Consider the following 16,132-nt stretch of genomic DNA (forward strand, 5'->3'; position numbering starts at 1 on the left):
CAAGCCTTCTGCGAAACAACCACTGATAGGTATCACCTTGTCATCATGTACTCATTTCTGTACGTTCTTTGCTAATAGCGAGGACTACTTCATGCAAACCATCAACTACACCACCGCCCGTGCGCATTTGGCCGAAACAATGGACCGCGTTAACGAGGACCGTGCTCCCCTTCTGGTCACACGCCAAAAAGGTGAGCCCGTCGTGATGATGTCTCTGGCTGAGTACAACGCACTCGAAGAAACAGCCTACCTACTGCGCTCTCCCGCCAATGCCGAGCGGTTGATCAAATCGATTGGCGAAATGCGTGCCGGCAAAGCCAAAGTGAGGCAATTGATCGAAGAATGAAAATCGAGTTCACGCCATCAGGTTGGGAAGACTATTTGTGGTTTCAACAGAACGATAAGGCCGGACTCAAACGTATCAATCTGTTGATCAAAGCAATCCAGCGCAAACCGTTTGAAGGTATCGGCAAACCTGAGCCGCTCAAACACAACATGAGCGGCTTTTGGTCCAGACGAGTATCGGGTGAGCATCGTTTGGTCTACAGCATTGAAGGTGGTGAGATTTGCGTTATTAGCTGCAAATATCACTACTGATGATGTGCCCCACACCTCGGACAATCATCTCCACCTCCCGCTCATCAATCGTCAGCGGTGGCAGCAGCCGTATCGTCTTGCCACGCGTGACGTTGATCAGCAGCCCGTGATCCCGCGCCGCGATCAGCGTTAGATCACGCACCGGTTGTTTCAGCTCGATACCGATCATCAAGCCCTGCCCACGAATCGCCAGCACATTGGGATTGTCCGCCAGCTCTGCACGCAGACGAGTCAACAGCCGCTCCCCCTGAATCCGGGCGTTTTCCAGCAGGCCCTGCTCTTCGATGATATCCAGCACCGTGCAACCGACCCGGCACGCGAGTGGATTGCCGCCGAAGGTGCTGCCATGACTGCCGGGTGTGAACAGATCCGCTGCCCTGCCCCGGGCCAGGCACGCGCCGATCGGCACGCCATTGCCCAGTCCTTTTGCCAGGGTCATGACGTCCGGGACGATGCCTTCATGTTGGAACGCAAACCAGCGGCCAGTGCGGCCAATACCCGTCTGGATCTCATCGAGCATCAGTAGCCACGTATGGCGATCGCACAATTCACGCAGGCCCTTCAGATAACCGGGCGGCGCCAGTTGCACGCCACTTTCGCCCTGGATGGGCTCAACCAGAATCGCCACGATGCGCTCGCCGTGCTTTTGCTGCACCTGCTCCAGCGCCGCGAGATCACCGAACGGCACTTTGAGGAAATCCCCCGGCAATTCGTTGAAACCCAGACGCACCGCCGGACCATCGCTGGCCGACAAGGTACCGAGTGTGCGGCCGTGGAACGCGTTGGCCATGACCACCACCAACGGCTGTTCGATGCCCTTGCGCCAGCCGTACAAACGCGCAAGTTTCAGCGCTGTTTCATTGGCCTCGGCGCCAGAATTATTGAAGAACGCACGCTCCATCCCCGACAGCTCAGTCAGCCGTTTGGCCAGTTGTTGCTGCCAGTCGATGCTGTACAGATTGGACGTGTGCAACAGTAACCCCGCCTGCTCGCTGATCGCCGAAACGATTCGAGGGTGCGAGTGACCGACATTAGTCACCGCCACGCCGGCAACCGCATCCAGATACTCGCGACCGGCCTGATCCCACAGGCGAGTGCCGAGGCCTTTGGTGAAGCTCAGGGCCAGCGGTTGGTAGGTGTTCATCAGGGCGGCGGTCATGACTTCAAACTCCAGTGAAGGTCGGTGTGCTGGCAGTATGGTTAGCCACCGAAACTGGATAAACTCGGAAAAACTTCATTCATTTAAAAGCAGGACTTGATAATGGACCTGTTCCAGTCGATGAGCGTGTACGTCAAAGTCATCGAAGCCGGAAGCATGACGGCGGCCGCGTTGCAGTGCGACATGTCGACCACCATGGTTGGCAATCACCTGCGCGCGCTGGAGCAGCGGCTCGGTGTGCAACTGTTGCAGCGCACGACTCGACGGCAGCGTCTTACCGAATTCGGCAGCGTTTACTACCAGCGGTGCCTGGATGTCTTGGGACTGGTGGCCGACTCCGAACGTCTGGCGGAACAAGCACTCGATGAGCCGCGTGGCCTGCTGCGCATTACCGCGCCGCTGACCTTTGGCGTAGAACGCCTGGCGCCGGCGCTCAGCGAATTTTCCTTGCAGTATCCACAAGTCAAAATGGATGTGGTGCTGACCAACAGCCGCCCAGACTTGCTGGAAAGCGGCCTCGACGTAGCGTTTCGGCTGGGTCATTTCGAAGAATCAAACCTTATCGCCCGCCCCCTGATCGATTACACACTGACCGTCTGCGCCTCCCCGCAATACGTGGCGCGTCGCGGCATGCCGCAAACCCCTGAAGACCTGCAGCAACACGACTGCCTGTCGTTCGCCTACCCTGCTGGCGACGATTGGCAATCGGTGGAAAAACGCTGGCGCCTCAGCGGCCCGGAGGGAGAAATTCTCGTCGACGTCAGCGGGCCGATGCTGATGAACACTTCCGCCGGATTGCATCAGGCCGCGCGCACCGGCATGGGCATCGTGATGCTGCCCGATGCACTGGTGGAACAGGATCTGCGCGATGGCAAACTGGTGACCGTCGTTCCCGACTATCAACCTCCAAGCCGTCCCTTGCATTTGCTGTACGCCCCGGATCGCTATCGCTTGCCGAAGTTGCGCCGCTTCGTCGAGTTTGCGATGCAGACGTGGGGCAGATCCTGATGGCGAACAACTGCTGACAAGGAGTCGAACCATTTATGAACATAAACCTGACCGTACGCGACCTGCAGCCTGACGAAGTGGAGTTGGTGAGACTGTTCCTCGGCCAAAACGACTGGGGTCACCGCACCGGCCACAGCGAACACTTCGCGCAACTTATCAAGCACTCTCAACGCACGGCAGTTGCCCTGCACGGCACCCGGATCGTCGGCTTCGCCCGGGGCATCAGCGATGGTTTGTCCAACGGTTACCTGTCGATGGTCGTGGTCGACGGCCAGCATCGGCGCTCAGGCATTGGTCGCAGACTGGTTGAGCATGTCATGGGCGATAGCCCCGACATCACCTGGGTACTGCGCGCTGGACGCGAAGGCGCCGAAGCCTTTTTTGCCCGCCTGGGTTTTGAAATGTCAGTGATCGCCATGGAGCGACCTCGATTGAAATAGCAGGCATGCGCTCTGGCAACGGCTATGATCAGCTTCTCTTTCCAGCACGGATGCTGTGCGATGCTCGTCACTCTTCAAAATACTCCCTTGTGGGTTTATGTGGTTTTTCTGGTTCTGGTGTATTTCGGCCTCAAGGCCCGCAAACCCCAACGTGAAAGCCGGTTTTCCCTGCTGTCGACCCCGCTGGTGTTGTTGGGCTGGTCGCTGTTGTCGTTGAACCTGACGGATGATTCAGGCTTGAGCCTCAGCGGCTGGCTCATTGCTGTGTTACTGGGCGCTCTGTCGGCATGGCTGATTTTCCCCAACAAGGGGATAAATCTTGATGATCCGGAAACCGGGTTGATCGTGCCGGGCACTTGGAAAGCGCTGACTGTGCTCCTGCTTTTTTTTGCAGTGAACTACTACTTCGGCTATCAGGATGACGTGCACCCCGAGCGCGCTGCCGCCCCGGATATGGTGTTGCTCAAAGCCGCAGCATCAGGCTTTATCAGTGGTCTGATTTGCGCTCGCTCACTGAAATATTACCGTTTGCTGCGCACCCTTCAGGCTCAACGCCCTCCATTGGGCGCCCAATGATTCAGGCGCCGTTTTTCACCAACACCGGTTTTTCCTGATAGCGCTGGGCAAACACCTGCTTCAGATTCGCCACCTTCGGCATGTCGTTGATCACGATGTAGGGATAGCTCGGGTGCTCGGTCAGGAAATCCTGGTGGTAGTCCTCTGCCGGATAGAAACCGTTGAAGCTTTCCAGTTTGGTGACGATGGGTTTGCTGTAGGCATGAGCCGCCTCCAGTTGGGCGATGTAGGCCTGCGCGACCTTCTGCTGATCGGCGTTGACCGGGAACAGTGCCGAGCGATATTGCGTGCCGCTGTCCGGGCCCTGGCGATTGAGCTCAGTTGGGTTGTGCGCTACCGAAAAGTAGATCTGCAACAGGCTGCCATAGCTCACCTGAGTCGGATCGAAGGTGACCTGAACTGACTCGGCGTGGCCGGTATCGCCTTCGCTGACACGCTCATATTCCGCCGTGTTGGCCGCGCCGCCGGCGTAACCCGAGACGGCTTTCTGCACGCCTTTGACGTGCTGGAAAACACCCTGCACACCCCAGAAGCAACCACCGGCGAACACTGCGGTTTCGCTGTGCGCCTGGGTCACCTCATCAAGAGTTGGTGGCGGAATCAGCACAGCATCCTCGCCCCCAAAGGAGAACGCCGAAACCGGTCCAATCAGGCCTGCTACCGCGACTCCCAACAACATACGACGCCATGTGATTTTCATTTCAATGACTCCTGATCAACCGAAGGTAAAGGCGTAGGCCGATACGCCCGGGTCGAGAAATTCGATGGTGAAGGTTCGGTCCTGCACGCCGTTGTTTTGCCGCACCAACTGATACAGGCGTTGTTCGGTCACATGGCCCGTGCCGTCAGGTGCGACATCGATGCCATGGGCATCGCCCGGAACCTGGCCATCGATCATCACCTTGAAGCGCACGGGTTTGCCGTCCGCTGCCGGGCCGAGCACCAAATGCAAGTCGCGGGCATGGAAGCGATAAACGATGCGACTGGCCGGCGCACTGGCCGTGGCGCGCTCGGCACCCACCGACCATTGGCCGCCGAGGCTCCAGTCATTGAGTGCCAGTTTGTCCGGCGGGTTGTAGGCCGCGACCTTGTCAGGCACGAGGCTGGTTTCCGGTACGAAGTGTTCCGCACGCTGGTAGCCGACGTAGGTTTCCGGCGACTGCACTTCGTTCATGTCCGGCGCCAGTTGCACGCCCTTGGCGTCAGCATTGATCAAGCCATCCGCCACGGTTTTCGCACCCGCCTCACGCAGCAACTGTTGTATGACGCGTTCAGACTCCGCGTAGTCCCCTTCGCCAAAATGGTGGTAACGAATACGTCCCTGAGCGTCGGCAAAGTAATGTGCTGGCCAATATTCGTTGTTGAAAGCACGCCAGATCTTGTAGTCATTATCGACGGCTACCGGGTAGTTGATGCCCAGTTCCTTCATGGCTTTGGTGACATTGCTCACATCACGTTCGAAGGCGAACTCCGGTGCGTGCACACCGATCACCACCAGGCCCTGATCGCGATATTTCTCGGCCCAGGCTTTGACGTAAGGCAGGGTGCGCAGACAGTTGATGCAGGAGTAGGTCCAGAAATCCACCAGTACCACTTTGCCCTTCAATGCCTGGGCGTCCAGAGGCGGCGAATTGAGCCATTGCACCGCACCCTCAAGCGGCGGCAACTGCCCCTCTACCGGCAGCGCGCCCGGCCCTTTGGCCGCCATTTTCATCGCACCGCCGGCGGCCATCATGCTGCCGTTCGCAGCGCCTTCCTCGGCAGGAATCTGCGCCATCGTCGTGCCGTTGGCGTTAGCAGATCTACCCGATAGCTTGCCGACCAGTGCCTGCTCCAGACCACCGGTGGACGCCGTCGATAGCCGTGCGAGAACCCCGGTATCGAGCCCCAGCGAAATGGCCGCGACGCCGGCCAACATCAATACACCCAGACCCCGACGGATCCACTCACCGGTGCCGATCGAGCGCTTCATCAGGGCAAAAACCTTACCGCCCAACAGCAGCGCCGCGGCCAGCGAGGTCGCGGCACCCGCCGCGTAGGCGAGCAATAACAGCGTGGTGGCGATACTTGCCCCTTGCAGCGCGGCACCGGTCAGAATCAGCCCCAAAATCGGTCCGGCGCACGGTGCCCACAGCAGTCCCGTGGCGACCCCGATCAGAAACGAAGCGCCGGGACGCGGGCGATTGTCCTGCCCGGCGGCCTCCGACAGACGACTGCCGGCCGAGACCAGCGGCCGGGTCAGACGCTCGGCCACACGCGGCAGCAGCAAGGTCAGCCCGAACAGGGCAACGAACAGCAACGCGAGCCAGCGCCCGTACTGATTGACTTGCACCACCCAACCGCCGCCCACCGCCGCCAACGAGGCGACGAGCGCAAAGGTCACCGCCATCCCCGCCAGCAGCGGCAAGCCACTCTTGATAAACGGCTGCCCGGTGCGAGCGAAGACAAAAGGCAGAACCGGCAGGATGCACGGGCTGACGATCGTCAGCACACCACCGAGATAAGCGAGAACCAAGAGCCACATAAATTCGTCCTGTGTGAAGTGAAGATCGCGAGCGGGTCATGACTCAAGCCGCCACGGCTTGGAAGGTCATCGCCAGGCCGTTCATGCAATAACGCAGACCGGTGGGCTTGGGACCGTCATCGAAAACATGGCCCAGATGACCGCCGCAGCGGCGACAGTGAACTTCGTCGCGGGACATGCCGAACGAACGGTCCTGACGCGTCGCTACCGCGTGTTCCAGCGGCGCCCAGAAACTCGGCCAACCGGTACGGCTGTCGAATTTGGTCGCGGATGAAAACAGCGCCAGATCGCAGCCGGCACAGGCAAACGTGCCAGTGCGATGTTCGTTGTTGAGCGCGCTGGTATAGGCCCGTTCGGTGCCTTCCTCACGCAGGATCTGGTACTGCTCGTCGCTCAGGATCGAGTGCCATTCACTGTCGCTGTGAATCACTTCGAACGCCTCGTCCGCGTGTGCCTCGCCGATCACTGCCGTGGCAGTCGACAATTTTGGCAATACACCCGCCACCAGGGCTGCAACCCCCAGCCCGCCGCCCGCTAACAGAATCTGTCGCCGTGAAAACATGGCCGTCTCCAAAAATTCCAGATGCCCTTCATGGAACACAGCCTAGGCTTGGATTGATCGCCAAATCCTCACGGGGAGTTAACGAATTTGTGATAACTCGCCCGGAGGAAAACCCGCACAATGCGCTTATCGCGCCGAAGGATTGAGCTCCATGGAACAGACCAAACGCATCCTCGTGGTGGAGGATGACCAACACATCGCCGACCTGATTTGCCTGCATTTGCGGGATGAACAATTCGAGGTGACACACAGCGCCGACGGCGACGAAGGCATGCGCCTGCTGCAGCAAGGTCACTGGGATGCACTGATCCTCGACCTGATGTTGCCGGGGGTCGACGGTCTGGAAATCTGCCGCCGCGCCCGAGCGATGGCGCGCTACACACCGATTATCATCACCAGCGCGCGCTCCAGTGAATTGCACCGCATTCTGGGCCTGGAACTGGGCGCCGACGATTACCTCGCCAAACCGTTTTCCATGCTCGAACTGGTGGCGCGGGTCAAAGCCTTGTTGCGCCGGGTCGACGCAATGGCGCGTAATCTGAAAATGGACGCCGGCAGCCTGAGCCTCGACGGGCTGAACATTGACCCGATCACCCGTGAGGTCAGTCTCGACGCCAAGCGCCTGGATCTCACGCCAAGGGAGTTCGATCTGTTGTATTTCTTTGCCCGCCAACCGGGCAAAGTGTTCTCGCGCATGGACCTGCTCAACGCCGTCTGGGGTTACAGCCACGATGGTTACGAACACACGGTCAACACCCACATCAATCGCCTGCGGGCGAAGATGCAAAAAGACCCGACCCAGCCCTCTCGCATCCTCACCGTGTGGGGTCGCGGCTATAAATTCGGTACCGAGCAGCCATGAAACTGACCCTGACGCAGCGCCTGTCCGTAGTATTCGCCGTGCTGCTGTTGGTGTGCTGCGGCACATCGGCATGGCTGCAGGTGCGCTCAAGTCACATGCATGAACTGGAAGTGGTGCAAGGCCTGTCGCGAGATCTGGCGCAACATATCGCTCACGACACGGTGCTGATGGACAGCAACGGTTTGATGCCCGGCGCCGTGCGCGAACTGTTCAGCCAGTTGATGCTGGTGAACCCGAGTGTCGAGGTGTATCTGCTCGATACCAAAGGGCGGATCGTCGGAAGTGCTGCGCCCGAAGGACGGATACGCCGCCAGCAAATCGATCTGGCGCCGATTCGGCAACTACTCAACGACGGGCCGTTGCCGATCCTTGGCGATGACCCGCGCAGCGTCGATGGGCGCAAGGTATTCAGCGCCGCGCCATTGCAGGTCAACGGCAAACCTGCCGGCTATCTGTATGTGGTGCTGCTGAGCGAAGCCCATGATCGTTATGCCGAGCGAGGCGCCACCAGTGCCGCGCTCAACACCGCATTGCTGTCGATCGGACTGGTCGCATTGCTGTGCTTGATCGCCGGTCTGACGGCGTTCAATCTGATCACTCGGCCATTGCGGCGACTCACCGAAACCGTCAGCCGCTTCGACATCGATGGCGCGCCGCAACCTCTGCCGATAACGACCGCTGTGGATAAAACCGCTGACCCGGATGAAATCGCCGTGCTCGATGCTGCGTTCCGCCAGATGCAGAACCGACTCGGTGAACAATGGCGCTCGCTGACCCGTCAGGATCAGGAGCGCCGCGAATTGGTGGCGAATATTTCCCACGACTTGCGCACGCCGCTGGCTTCGTTGCACGGATATCTGGAAACCCTGCAACTGAAGGACGCCACGCTGTCGGCCGAGGAACGCCGACGCTATCTCGGCATTGCTCTGGATCAAAGCCGCAAGGTCGGCGGTCTCGCGCAATCACTGCTGGAACTGGTGCGCCTGGAGCATGGTTTTGTACAACCGGTGCTGGAGCGTTTTTCCCTGATCGATCTGGTGCAGGACATCTTTCAGAAATTCGAACTGACGGCGGAGGCGCGGCAGGTCGAACTCAAGGCTCATTTTGTGCCGAACCTGCCAACGGTCTGCGCCGACCTCGGGTTGATCGAACGGGTGCTGACCAATTTGATGGACAATGCTTTACGGCATACACCTCAGGGCGGCGAAATCGAGTTCGATCTGAAACCCCAAGGTGCACAGGTCGACGTGACGGTCAGTGACACCGGCCCCGGCATCGCTCCCGAGTTGCGCGAAGGTTTGTTCCTGCGCCCGTTCAATATCGGTGGCGCACGGCGTGACGGAGGACTGGGTCTGCGTATCGTGCACCGCATCCTGCAATTGCATGGGCGAGACATTCAGTTGCTGGAGGTCAGCGGGCGGGGCGCGACGTTCCGCTTCTCGCTGCCAACGGATCAGCAAACCGCCGAACAGTGGATGATGCGCTCAATGAATTTGCACAGCCCCGGCAAATAGTTGAGACCGCCGGCCCGTTGCTCCGTGACAACGCCGCCCCGCTCCCCTAAATTAGTCGGCCTGAAAAAGCCCTCGGGTTTTCTCATCTCCACTCAAGTTAAAAAGTAGTGAAATTTCAATGTCCGATTTCAACACCGCTGAATCCGTAGTCACCGAATCGTCCAAAGCGGAATACGAAAACTCCATCAATCTTTCACAACCCCTGCCACAAGCCAAAATCATCAGCGAGATGGTCCTGGACGCGTTCCAGTCGACCCGCGAAAGCGACCAGATCCGCGAGTTGCGCGCAGCGATCCGCCAGGCTCACGACAGCTTCGATGACGACAAGGCCTACGAGCTGATGGGCGAACTCAAGGCGCTGAAAGATGCTGAAGCTGCCGACCTCGCTGCCCTCGAAGACCTGAGCAGCAAGTTCTCGATCGGCCGCATTCTGTCCAGCTTCAAGGACGATCCGGCGTTCCAGGAAATCGTTTACGGCCTCGCGCTGAAAGTGCTGAACCAGACCCATCAGGCGATCAGCAATCCGAGCGGCGGCAAGAGCAAGGCTGCGAAGAAGAAAGAAGTCGAAATCTTCACCATCAGCAAAGACGGCATCAGCGTGACCCTGCCGCTGCGCACGCCACGCTCGCGTCTGAACGTTGACCGTGCAGCGCTGGAGTTCCTCGGTTTCACCTTCGTCGGAGAAGGCGAGGAAGCGGAACTGGAAAGTGAAGTCTTCGTTGATAACGCCGGCACCGAGCAGGCGGTAAATCGCAAGAACATCATCACCGCACTGCAACAGCAGACTGCGTTTGATGGTTACAGCATCGCCGCGCAGTAATAGCGCAACCGCTGTATGAAAAAGCCCCGCGCTGAGTGATCAGGCGGGGCTTTTTTTCGGCTGGGGATTGGCGGTGTTGCTTGGATTGTAGCCCCTCACCCCAGCCCTCTCCCCCAGGAGAGGGAGCCGATCGGCGTGCCGTTCAAGATTCGTGCTCGACGCGATATTCCGTTTCGACGCATCTCGCCCAACCACCCCGGTCAGTCCCCTCTCCCTACGGGCGGTCCGACGTTTCGGGAGGGTTAGGGTGAGGGCAACAGCCACCGCCGATCTCAAGCGGAAGGATGCAACGCCACAATCATGTCCACTTCAATCGCTGCGTTCTTCGGCAACTGATACACGCCAACTGTGGTGCGCGTGTGCCGTCCGGCATCGCCGAGCACGTGACTGAACACGTCCGAGGCACCGTTGGCCACTTCGCTCAGGTCAACGAAGTCCGGCGTCGACTTCACGTAAACAGTGACCCGCAACAACGCCTTGATCTTGTCCAGCGAACCCACCGCATCGACGATCAGCGCCAGGCAACGCATTGCACTGATGCTCGCGGCGGCTTGCGCATCCTTGAGGGTCAGCTCCAGTCCGACGCGACCCGGGTACTGAATCTTGCCGTTAGTGCGCGGCACCATACCGCTGATGTACAGCTCATCATGATGACGGATCAGCGGCGCGTAATTGCCGCCGGCGGTGTTCTCACCATAGATGTCGTAGTTCAGCTCTTGGGCCAGGGCAATAAAACGCTCGTCGCAGGTCATCCTCTCAGTCATTTCGCCCAGCCTTATGATCAGTGCATGAAGAACCGCAGGTTAAGACCGATGATTGCCGGAGATTCGATTTGTGGCAGGTCATCGGCATAGTTGGATCCAAATCTAGGTGTTTCACGAAGTGATAGCAACCGACCGCTAAGGCATCCTTCGCCACATTTTCACGGTGAGCCGCCATCTCTGCGACGCCCTGCATTAACTCAGCAAACAGATCGCGCTTTTTCATCCAAACCTGCCCCATTAGAAAATAGCCTCTGGGATCCTAACTAATGAAAAGTTTTCTGAAGGTAGGATATCTCTCTATAAGCAGACAGTCGTTTCCCAAAGACACGCTCAACCTTAAATAGCACCCAACAAAAAACCCCGCACATCTCTCAATGTGCGGGGTTTTTCTTCAAGCCTTTGAGCCTTAAGGCGCGTACGTCAGCAGCAGCTCTGCGGGCACCTTGAAGTCCAGGGACATCATGACGCTCAACGCAGTGATGGTGAAGATCGAGAACACGAACAGCTTGCGTGCCCAGACCGTGTCATCCACCGCTTTGTAGCCGGTCCAGGCCATGTACAACCAGTACATGCCCATGGCCGCGGCGACGGCGAGGTAGCTCATGCCGGCGTAACCGCTGAAGGTAAGCATCAAGGTCGCTACGAGGAACGCCAGGATGTAGAGCAGGATGTGCTTCTTGGCCACTTGAATCCCGCGCTTCACTGGCAGCACCGGAATCGATGCGGCCAGGTAATCGTTGAAGCGGAAGATCGCGATGGCGTAGGAATGCGGCATCTGCCACAGGCTGAACATCACCAGCAACGTCAGCGCGGCCATGTCGAAGCTGTTGGTTACGGCGACGTAACCGATCACTGGCGGCATGGCGCCCGACAGACTGCCCACCAGCGTGCCGTGAACCGACTTGCGCTTGAGGTACAGGCTGTAGAAGCCGACGTAGATGATGAAGCCGATTACCGCGAACAGAGCGGCCAACGGGTTGGCCACCTTGTACAACAACGCAACGCCGAGAACACCAAGGATGGTCGCATAGACCAGGGCCAGTTTCAGGGAGATCAAGCCCTGCACCAGCACCCGGTTCTTGGTGCGTTCCATCTTCAGGTCGATGTCGCGGTCGATGCAGTTGTTGAACACGCAACCGGAGGCAACAACCAGGGATGTACCGATCATGGCAGCCAGAAACACCGCCAGATCCACATGCCCTTTCGAGGCCAGGAAAAACCCGCCTGCCACAGAAAGCACGTTACCGAAAATGATCCCCGGTTTGGTGATTTGGATAAAGTGCTTGAGCGACATCGGGTCTTACCTCACTTCGCCATCATGTAGGTGTGGATGCTGAACATGATCCACAACGACAGGCCAACCAGCAGCAGGATCACGATGGCCGTAAAGACGAACGCGATCACGTTGTTACGCTGAGCCACCGAGCGGTCCAGGTGCAGGAAGTAATACAGGTGAACGATCACCTGGATCACTGCGAACAGCAGAACGATTGCCAGCGTGGTGGCTTTCGGCAGGCTCGGGTACATCACCAGACCGAAAGGAATCACGGTCAGGATCACCGACAGGATGAAGCCAATGGCGTACGACTTTACGCTGCCGTGGCCAGCATCATGGCTGTCATGGGAGTGTGCATTAGCCATTACAGAGTCCCCATCAGGTAAACAACGGTGAATACGCAGATCCACACCACGTCCAGGAAGTGCCAGAACAGGCTCAGGCAGCTCAGACGGGTCTTGTTGGTCGCCGTCAGGCCGTGCTTGTTGACCTGGTACATCATGATGCCCATCCAGATCAGACCCGCAGATACGTGCAGACCGTGGGTACCGACCAGGGTGAAGAACGCGGACAGGAAGCCCGAACGGCTAGGACCGAAGCCCTCGGAGATCAGCAGGTGGAACTCGTTGATCTCCATGGCGATAAAGCCTGCGCCCAGCAGGAAGGTCATGAACAACCAACCCAGAACCTGCTGCTTTTTACCTTTGTACAACGCCAGCATGGCGAAGCCGTAGGTGATCGAACTGAACAACAGCAGAGCGGTTTCGCCCAGCACGTAGGGCAGTTCGAAGATGTCGTGGCCCGCCGGGCCACCCGCTACGTTGTTTACCAGTACTGCGTACACCGCGAAGATCGACGCAAACAGAATGCAGTCGGTCATCAGGTAGAGCCAGAAACCGTATACGGTCATCTCGCCCGAGTCGTGGTGATGGTCATCGTGCCCATGGTCACCATGGGCGTGTCCAACATTGGTCACTAAGTTCGACATGGTTTAAGCCTGTTCCAACGAGGTTTCAACACGGGTGGCACCGGCCGGGATTTTCCCTGCCGCAACCAGACGCTTGTGCTGCTCGGCTTCGATACGCTCGATTGTTTCAACCGGAACCATATAGCCCTGGTCGTCACGTGCAGCGTGGATCACGAAGTAGATGACGGTGCCGGCAAGGCTGGCGATCGCCAACCACCAGATGTGCCAGATCATCGCGAAACCGAAGACGGTCAACAGTGCGCCCATCACCACGCCAGTGGCGGTGTTGTTCGGCATGTGGATCGGCTCGTACTTGGCCGGACGCTGGTACGCAGTACCGTTTTCCTTGGCTTCAGTGAACGGGTCGATGCAGTCAGCCTTAGGCAGCACGGCAAAGTTGTAGAACGGCGGTGGCGACGAGGTCGACCATTCCAGGGTGTGTGCATTCCACGGGTCACCGTGATCGCAAACGTTCTCTGGCTTGTTGCGGTCACGCACACTCACATAGAGCTGGATCAGCTGGCAGGCAATACCCACCGCGATCATCACCGCACCGAACATGGCAACGTACAGATACGGTACCCAATCAGGGTTGGTGGTGGCGTTCAGACGACGGGTCATGCCCATGAAGCCCAGAGCATAGAGCGGCATGAACGCGACGAAGAAGCCCGAGATCCAGAACCAGAACGCTGCTTTACCCCAGCCTTCGTGCAGCTTGAAGCCGAACGCTTTCGGGAAGTAGAAGCCGAAACCGGCGATGTAACCGAATACCGCACCGCCGATGATCACGTTGTGGAAGTGCGCGATCACGAACAGGCTGTTGTGCAGAACGAAGTCAGCACCCGGGATGGCCAGCAGTACGCCAGTCATGCCGCCGATGGCGAAGGTCACCATGAAGCCCAGAGTCCACAGCACCTGGCTGGTGAAGCGCAGACGGCCCTGGTAGATGGTGAACAGCCAGTTAAATAGCTTCACACCCGTCGGGATGGAAATCAGCATCGTCGCCAGACCGAAGAAGGCGTTGACGCTGGCACCCGAACCCATGGTGAAGAAGTGGTGCAGCCAAACCATGAAGCCCAGTACCGAGATCGCGCCCGAGGCGTAGATCATCGAGTGGTGGCCGAACAGTTTCTTGCCGGTGAATGCCGAGATCACTTCCGAGAAGATGCCGAATGCCGGCAGGATCAGGATGTAAACCTCAGGGTGGCCCCACGCCCAGAACAGGTTGACGTACATCATTGGATTGCCACCAAGTTCATTGGTGAAAATGTGGAAATCCATGTAACGGTCAAGGGTCAGCAGCGCCAGGGTCGCGGTCAGGATCGGGAACGAAGCCACGATCAGAACGTTTGCCCAGGTGCAGGTCCAGGTGAAGATCGGCATGTCCATCAGTTTCATGCCAGGGGTACGCATTTTCAGTACGGTCGCGAGGAAGTTGACCCCCGTCAGCGTCGTACCTAACCCGGATAGCTGTAGCGCCCAGATGTAGTAGTCCATGCCCACGCCAGGGCTGTATTGCAGACCCGACAATGGTGGATAGGCAACCCAACCGGTCTTGGCGAATTCGCCGACGCCCAGGGACAGGTTGATCAGTACTACGCCGGATACCAGCAGCCAGAAGCTCAGGGAGTTCAGGAACGGGAACGCAACGTCACGTGCGCCGATCTGCAGCGGCACTGCAAGGTTCATCAGGCCGGTGAAGAATGGCATCGCCATGAAGATGATCATGATCACACCGTGAGCGGTGAAGATCTGGTCATAGTGTTCAGGTGGCAGGTAGCCAGGCGAACCCTCGGTGGCCATTGCCAACTGGGTACGCATCATGATGGCGTCGGCAAAACCGCGCAGCAGCATGACCATGGCGACGATGATGTACATCACGCCGATTTTCTTGTGGTCAACCGAGGTCAACCACTCGGTCCACAAGTAGGTCCACTTCTTGAAGTAGGTGATTGCAGCGAACAACGCCAGACCACCGAGCGCGATCATGGAGATGGTAATCATCACAATCGGTTCGTGGAAAGGAATCGCTTCCCAACTTAATTTACCAAACATCGTTTACTCCTCTGCCCCGGCAGCTGAATGCGAACTCGAGTCAATTTCCGTGGCCGCCACTTCTTTCTCTTTCTTCTCGTGCTTCAGCGGCTTGCCCGGCTTCATACCTTCGTACTTGTCGACGATGATCTGGAACTGGTTCGGCGTGACCGAGGAGTAGAGCTCGATTGGGTTGTTCTGGCTCGGTTTGGCAAGGGCCGCGTATTCAGCTTGATCAAGCTGTTTAGGTGACTTCTTGACTTCACTTACCCAGGCGTCGAAATCTTCCTGAGTGGTGGAGATAGCCTTGAATTTCATACCGGTGAAACCCGCGCCGCTGTAGTTGGCGGAGATACCGTCCATTTCAGCGTTACGGTCAGCGATCAGGTGCAGTTTGGTCTGCATGCCCGCCATCGCGTAGATCTGGCCGCCCAGACCCGGGATGAAGAACGAGTTCATCACAGCGTCAGAGGTGATCTTGAAGTTGATGGGCGTGTGCGCCGGGAACACGATCTTGTTGACCGTGGCAATGCCTTGTTCCGGGTAGATGAACAGCCACTTCCAGTCCAGCGCGACCACTTCAATGGTCACAGGCTTGACGTCGGACTGGATCGGACGATACGGGTCCAGTTCGTGGGTCGAAATGTAGGTGATGTAACCCAGGGCAATGATGATCAGGACCGGGATGGTCCAGACTGCCACTTCGATTTTGGTCGAGTGCGACCATTTCGGGGTGTAGACGGCGTTCTTGTTCGACGCGCGGTACTTCCAGGCGAACAGGAACGTCATGACGATAACCGGCACGACGACCAACAGCATCAGCAGGGTCGCGGTGATGATCAGGTTTCGCTGTTCCAGGCCAACCTGGCCCGTTGGATTGAGCAAGGTCATGTTGCAGCCTCCCAGCAACAACGTGCCGAGCAGCGGCACTAGGCCTAGTAATCTGGGGTACCTGTTTTTACTCATCTCACGACCTCTAAAGCAGCTTGCGCAATGCAGTTGGGTTTTGATCGCCAACACTTCACCCTG

Annotated in this window: 18 protein-coding genes; 8 read left to right on the top strand and 10 right to left on the bottom strand. The window is 58.2% G+C overall.

The window, feature by feature from the left end; all coding sequences use genetic code 11:
- Positions 1-91: 91 nt before the first annotated feature.
- Both ACWR1S_RS17060 and ACWR1S_RS17065 read left to right on the top strand, forming a co-directional pair.
- Positions 92-346: a type II toxin-antitoxin system prevent-host-death family antitoxin gene (locus ACWR1S_RS17060; RefSeq protein ID WP_086791676.1), complete on the top strand. Its 255-nt coding sequence runs from the start codon at positions 92-94 to the stop codon at positions 344-346.
- Positions 343-597, top strand: coding sequence for a Txe/YoeB family addiction module toxin (locus ACWR1S_RS17065; protein ID WP_454564316.1), 255 nt, complete (start codon positions 343-345; stop codon positions 595-597). The genes ACWR1S_RS17060 and ACWR1S_RS17065 overlap by 4 nt, the downstream gene beginning before the upstream one ends.
- Here ACWR1S_RS17065 and ACWR1S_RS17070 read toward each other — a convergent pair.
- Positions 575-1,756 (bottom strand): acetylornithine/succinylornithine family transaminase, encoded by a 1,182-nt coding sequence (locus tag ACWR1S_RS17070; protein WP_454564317.1) that lies wholly within the window; start codon positions 1,754-1,756, stop codon positions 575-577. The two genes, ACWR1S_RS17065 and ACWR1S_RS17070, sit on opposite strands and share 23 nt — an antisense overlap.
- A 102-nt stretch (positions 1,757-1,858) precedes the next feature.
- Here ACWR1S_RS17070 and ACWR1S_RS17075 point away from each other — a divergent pair, with 102 nt between their 5' ends.
- From ACWR1S_RS17075 to ACWR1S_RS17085, 3 genes are read left to right on the top strand one after another with little or no spacing between them, the layout of a single operon-like run.
- Positions 1,859-2,764, top strand: a complete 906-nt coding sequence (locus ACWR1S_RS17075) for a LysR family transcriptional regulator (protein ID WP_454564318.1) — start codon at positions 1,859-1,861, stop codon at positions 2,762-2,764.
- Between the two features lie 35 nt (positions 2,765-2,799).
- Positions 2,800-3,204, top strand: coding sequence for a GNAT family N-acetyltransferase (locus ACWR1S_RS17080; RefSeq protein ID WP_454564319.1), 405 nt, complete (start codon positions 2,800-2,802; stop codon positions 3,202-3,204).
- Between the two features lie 60 nt (positions 3,205-3,264).
- Positions 3,265-3,780, top strand: coding sequence for a hypothetical protein (locus ACWR1S_RS17085; protein ID WP_454564320.1), 516 nt, complete (start codon positions 3,265-3,267; stop codon positions 3,778-3,780).
- Position 3,781: 1 nt separating this feature from the next.
- On the opposite strand, the gene msrA is transcribed toward ACWR1S_RS17085, so the two are convergent.
- The 3 genes from msrA to msrB are packed head-to-tail and all read right to left on the bottom strand — an operon-like array spanning position 3,782 to position 6,866.
- Positions 3,782-4,480, bottom strand: coding sequence for a peptide-methionine (S)-S-oxide reductase MsrA (msrA, locus tag ACWR1S_RS17090; protein WP_454564321.1), 699 nt, complete (start codon positions 4,478-4,480; stop codon positions 3,782-3,784).
- 15 nt (positions 4,481-4,495) lie between these two features.
- Complete coding sequence (locus tag ACWR1S_RS17095; RefSeq protein WP_454564322.1) at positions 4,496-6,304, bottom strand: cytochrome c biogenesis protein DipZ; 1,809 nt, start codon at positions 6,302-6,304, stop codon at positions 4,496-4,498.
- Between the two features lie 43 nt (positions 6,305-6,347).
- Entirely contained in the window at positions 6,348-6,866 is a 519-nt protein-coding gene (msrB, locus tag ACWR1S_RS17100; protein ID WP_454564323.1) for a peptide-methionine (R)-S-oxide reductase MsrB, read from the bottom strand.
- A 151-nt stretch (positions 6,867-7,017) separates the two neighbouring features.
- On the opposite strand from msrB, the gene ACWR1S_RS17105 reads away from it, so the two are divergent.
- The 3 genes from ACWR1S_RS17105 (at position 7,018) to ACWR1S_RS17115 (ending at position 10,062) form a co-directional block, all read left to right on the top strand.
- Positions 7,018-7,728 (top strand): response regulator transcription factor, encoded by a 711-nt coding sequence (locus tag ACWR1S_RS17105; protein WP_454564324.1) that lies wholly within the window; start codon positions 7,018-7,020, stop codon positions 7,726-7,728.
- Entirely contained in the window at positions 7,725-9,242 is a 1,518-nt protein-coding gene (locus ACWR1S_RS17110) for a HAMP domain-containing sensor histidine kinase (protein ID WP_454564325.1), read from the top strand. The genes ACWR1S_RS17105 and ACWR1S_RS17110 overlap by 4 nt, the downstream gene beginning before the upstream one ends.
- A gap of 118 nt (positions 9,243-9,360) precedes the next feature.
- The gene (locus ACWR1S_RS17115) at positions 9,361-10,062 is read left to right on the top strand and encodes a hypothetical protein (RefSeq protein WP_454564326.1); all 702 of its coding nucleotides are present in this window, start codon (positions 9,361-9,363) and stop codon (positions 10,060-10,062) included.
- A 272-nt stretch (positions 10,063-10,334) separates the two neighbouring features.
- Here the strand turns inward: ACWR1S_RS17115 and ACWR1S_RS17120 are convergent, their stop codons facing one another.
- The 6 genes from ACWR1S_RS17120 to cyoA form a co-directional block, all read right to left on the bottom strand.
- The gene (locus ACWR1S_RS17120; RefSeq protein WP_007916938.1) at positions 10,335-10,826 is read right to left on the bottom strand and encodes a RidA family protein; all 492 of its coding nucleotides are present in this window, start codon (positions 10,824-10,826) and stop codon (positions 10,335-10,337) included.
- Between the two features lie 406 nt (positions 10,827-11,232).
- The gene (gene cyoE / locus ACWR1S_RS17125) at positions 11,233-12,120 is read right to left on the bottom strand and encodes a heme o synthase (protein ID WP_007916939.1); all 888 of its coding nucleotides are present in this window, start codon (positions 12,118-12,120) and stop codon (positions 11,233-11,235) included.
- 11 nt (positions 12,121-12,131) lie between these two features.
- A complete protein-coding gene (gene cyoD, locus ACWR1S_RS17130) occupies positions 12,132-12,467 on the bottom strand; it encodes a cytochrome o ubiquinol oxidase subunit IV (RefSeq protein WP_064120525.1) in 336 nt (111 codons plus the stop codon).
- Positions 12,467-13,090, bottom strand: coding sequence for a cytochrome o ubiquinol oxidase subunit III (gene cyoC / locus ACWR1S_RS17135; protein ID WP_064120526.1), 624 nt, complete (start codon positions 13,088-13,090; stop codon positions 12,467-12,469). Before cyoC ends, cyoD begins: the two co-directional genes overlap by 1 nt.
- Before the next feature lie 3 nt (positions 13,091-13,093).
- The gene (gene cyoB, locus ACWR1S_RS17140) at positions 13,094-15,124 is read right to left on the bottom strand and encodes a cytochrome o ubiquinol oxidase subunit I (protein ID WP_454564327.1); all 2,031 of its coding nucleotides are present in this window, start codon (positions 15,122-15,124) and stop codon (positions 13,094-13,096) included.
- Positions 15,125-15,127: 3 nt separating this feature from the next.
- The gene (cyoA, locus tag ACWR1S_RS17145) at positions 15,128-16,069 is read right to left on the bottom strand and encodes a ubiquinol oxidase subunit II (protein ID WP_454564328.1); all 942 of its coding nucleotides are present in this window, start codon (positions 16,067-16,069) and stop codon (positions 15,128-15,130) included.
- Positions 16,070-16,132: the final 63 nt, after the last annotated feature.

The sequence above is a fragment of the Pseudomonas sp. AIG genome (assembly GCF_977020205.1).

Bases quoted from the DNA above. Each gene is read 5' to 3' on its own strand.
- ACWR1S_RS17060 (WP_086791676.1), top strand. From the start codon at position 92: ATGCAAACCATCAACTACACCACCGCCCGTGCGCATTTGGCCGAAACA.
- ACWR1S_RS17065 (WP_454564316.1), top strand. From the start codon at position 343: ATGAAAATCGAGTTCACGCCATCAGGTTGGGAAGACTATTTGTGGTTT.
- ACWR1S_RS17070 (WP_454564317.1), bottom strand. From the start codon at position 1,756: ATGACCGCCGCCCTGATGAACACCTACCAACCGCTGGCCCTGAGCTTC.
- ACWR1S_RS17075 (WP_454564318.1), top strand. From the start codon at position 1,859: ATGGACCTGTTCCAGTCGATGAGCGTGTACGTCAAAGTCATCGAAGCC.
- ACWR1S_RS17080 (WP_454564319.1), top strand. From the start codon at position 2,800: ATGAACATAAACCTGACCGTACGCGACCTGCAGCCTGACGAAGTGGAG.
- ACWR1S_RS17085 (WP_454564320.1), top strand. From the start codon at position 3,265: ATGCTCGTCACTCTTCAAAATACTCCCTTGTGGGTTTATGTGGTTTTT.
- msrA (WP_454564321.1), bottom strand. From the start codon at position 4,480: ATGAAAATCACATGGCGTCGTATGTTGTTGGGAGTCGCGGTAGCAGGC.
- ACWR1S_RS17095 (WP_454564322.1), bottom strand. From the start codon at position 6,304: ATGTGGCTCTTGGTTCTCGCTTATCTCGGTGGTGTGCTGACGATCGTC.
- msrB (WP_454564323.1), bottom strand. From the start codon at position 6,866: ATGTTTTCACGGCGACAGATTCTGTTAGCGGGCGGCGGGCTGGGGGTT.
- ACWR1S_RS17105 (WP_454564324.1), top strand. From the start codon at position 7,018: ATGGAACAGACCAAACGCATCCTCGTGGTGGAGGATGACCAACACATC.
- ACWR1S_RS17110 (WP_454564325.1), top strand. From the start codon at position 7,725: ATGAAACTGACCCTGACGCAGCGCCTGTCCGTAGTATTCGCCGTGCTG.
- ACWR1S_RS17115 (WP_454564326.1), top strand. From the start codon at position 9,361: ATGTCCGATTTCAACACCGCTGAATCCGTAGTCACCGAATCGTCCAAA.
- ACWR1S_RS17120 (WP_007916938.1), bottom strand. From the start codon at position 10,826: ATGACTGAGAGGATGACCTGCGACGAGCGTTTTATTGCCCTGGCCCAA.
- cyoE (WP_007916939.1), bottom strand. From the start codon at position 12,120: ATGTCGCTCAAGCACTTTATCCAAATCACCAAACCGGGGATCATTTTC.
- cyoD (WP_064120525.1), bottom strand. From the start codon at position 12,467: ATGGCTAATGCACACTCCCATGACAGCCATGATGCTGGCCACGGCAGC.
- cyoC (WP_064120526.1), bottom strand. From the start codon at position 13,090: ATGTCGAACTTAGTGACCAATGTTGGACACGCCCATGGTGACCATGGG.
- cyoB (WP_454564327.1), bottom strand. From the start codon at position 15,124: ATGTTTGGTAAATTAAGTTGGGAAGCGATTCCTTTCCACGAACCGATT.
- cyoA (WP_454564328.1), bottom strand. From the start codon at position 16,069: ATGAGTAAAAACAGGTACCCCAGATTACTAGGCCTAGTGCCGCTGCTC.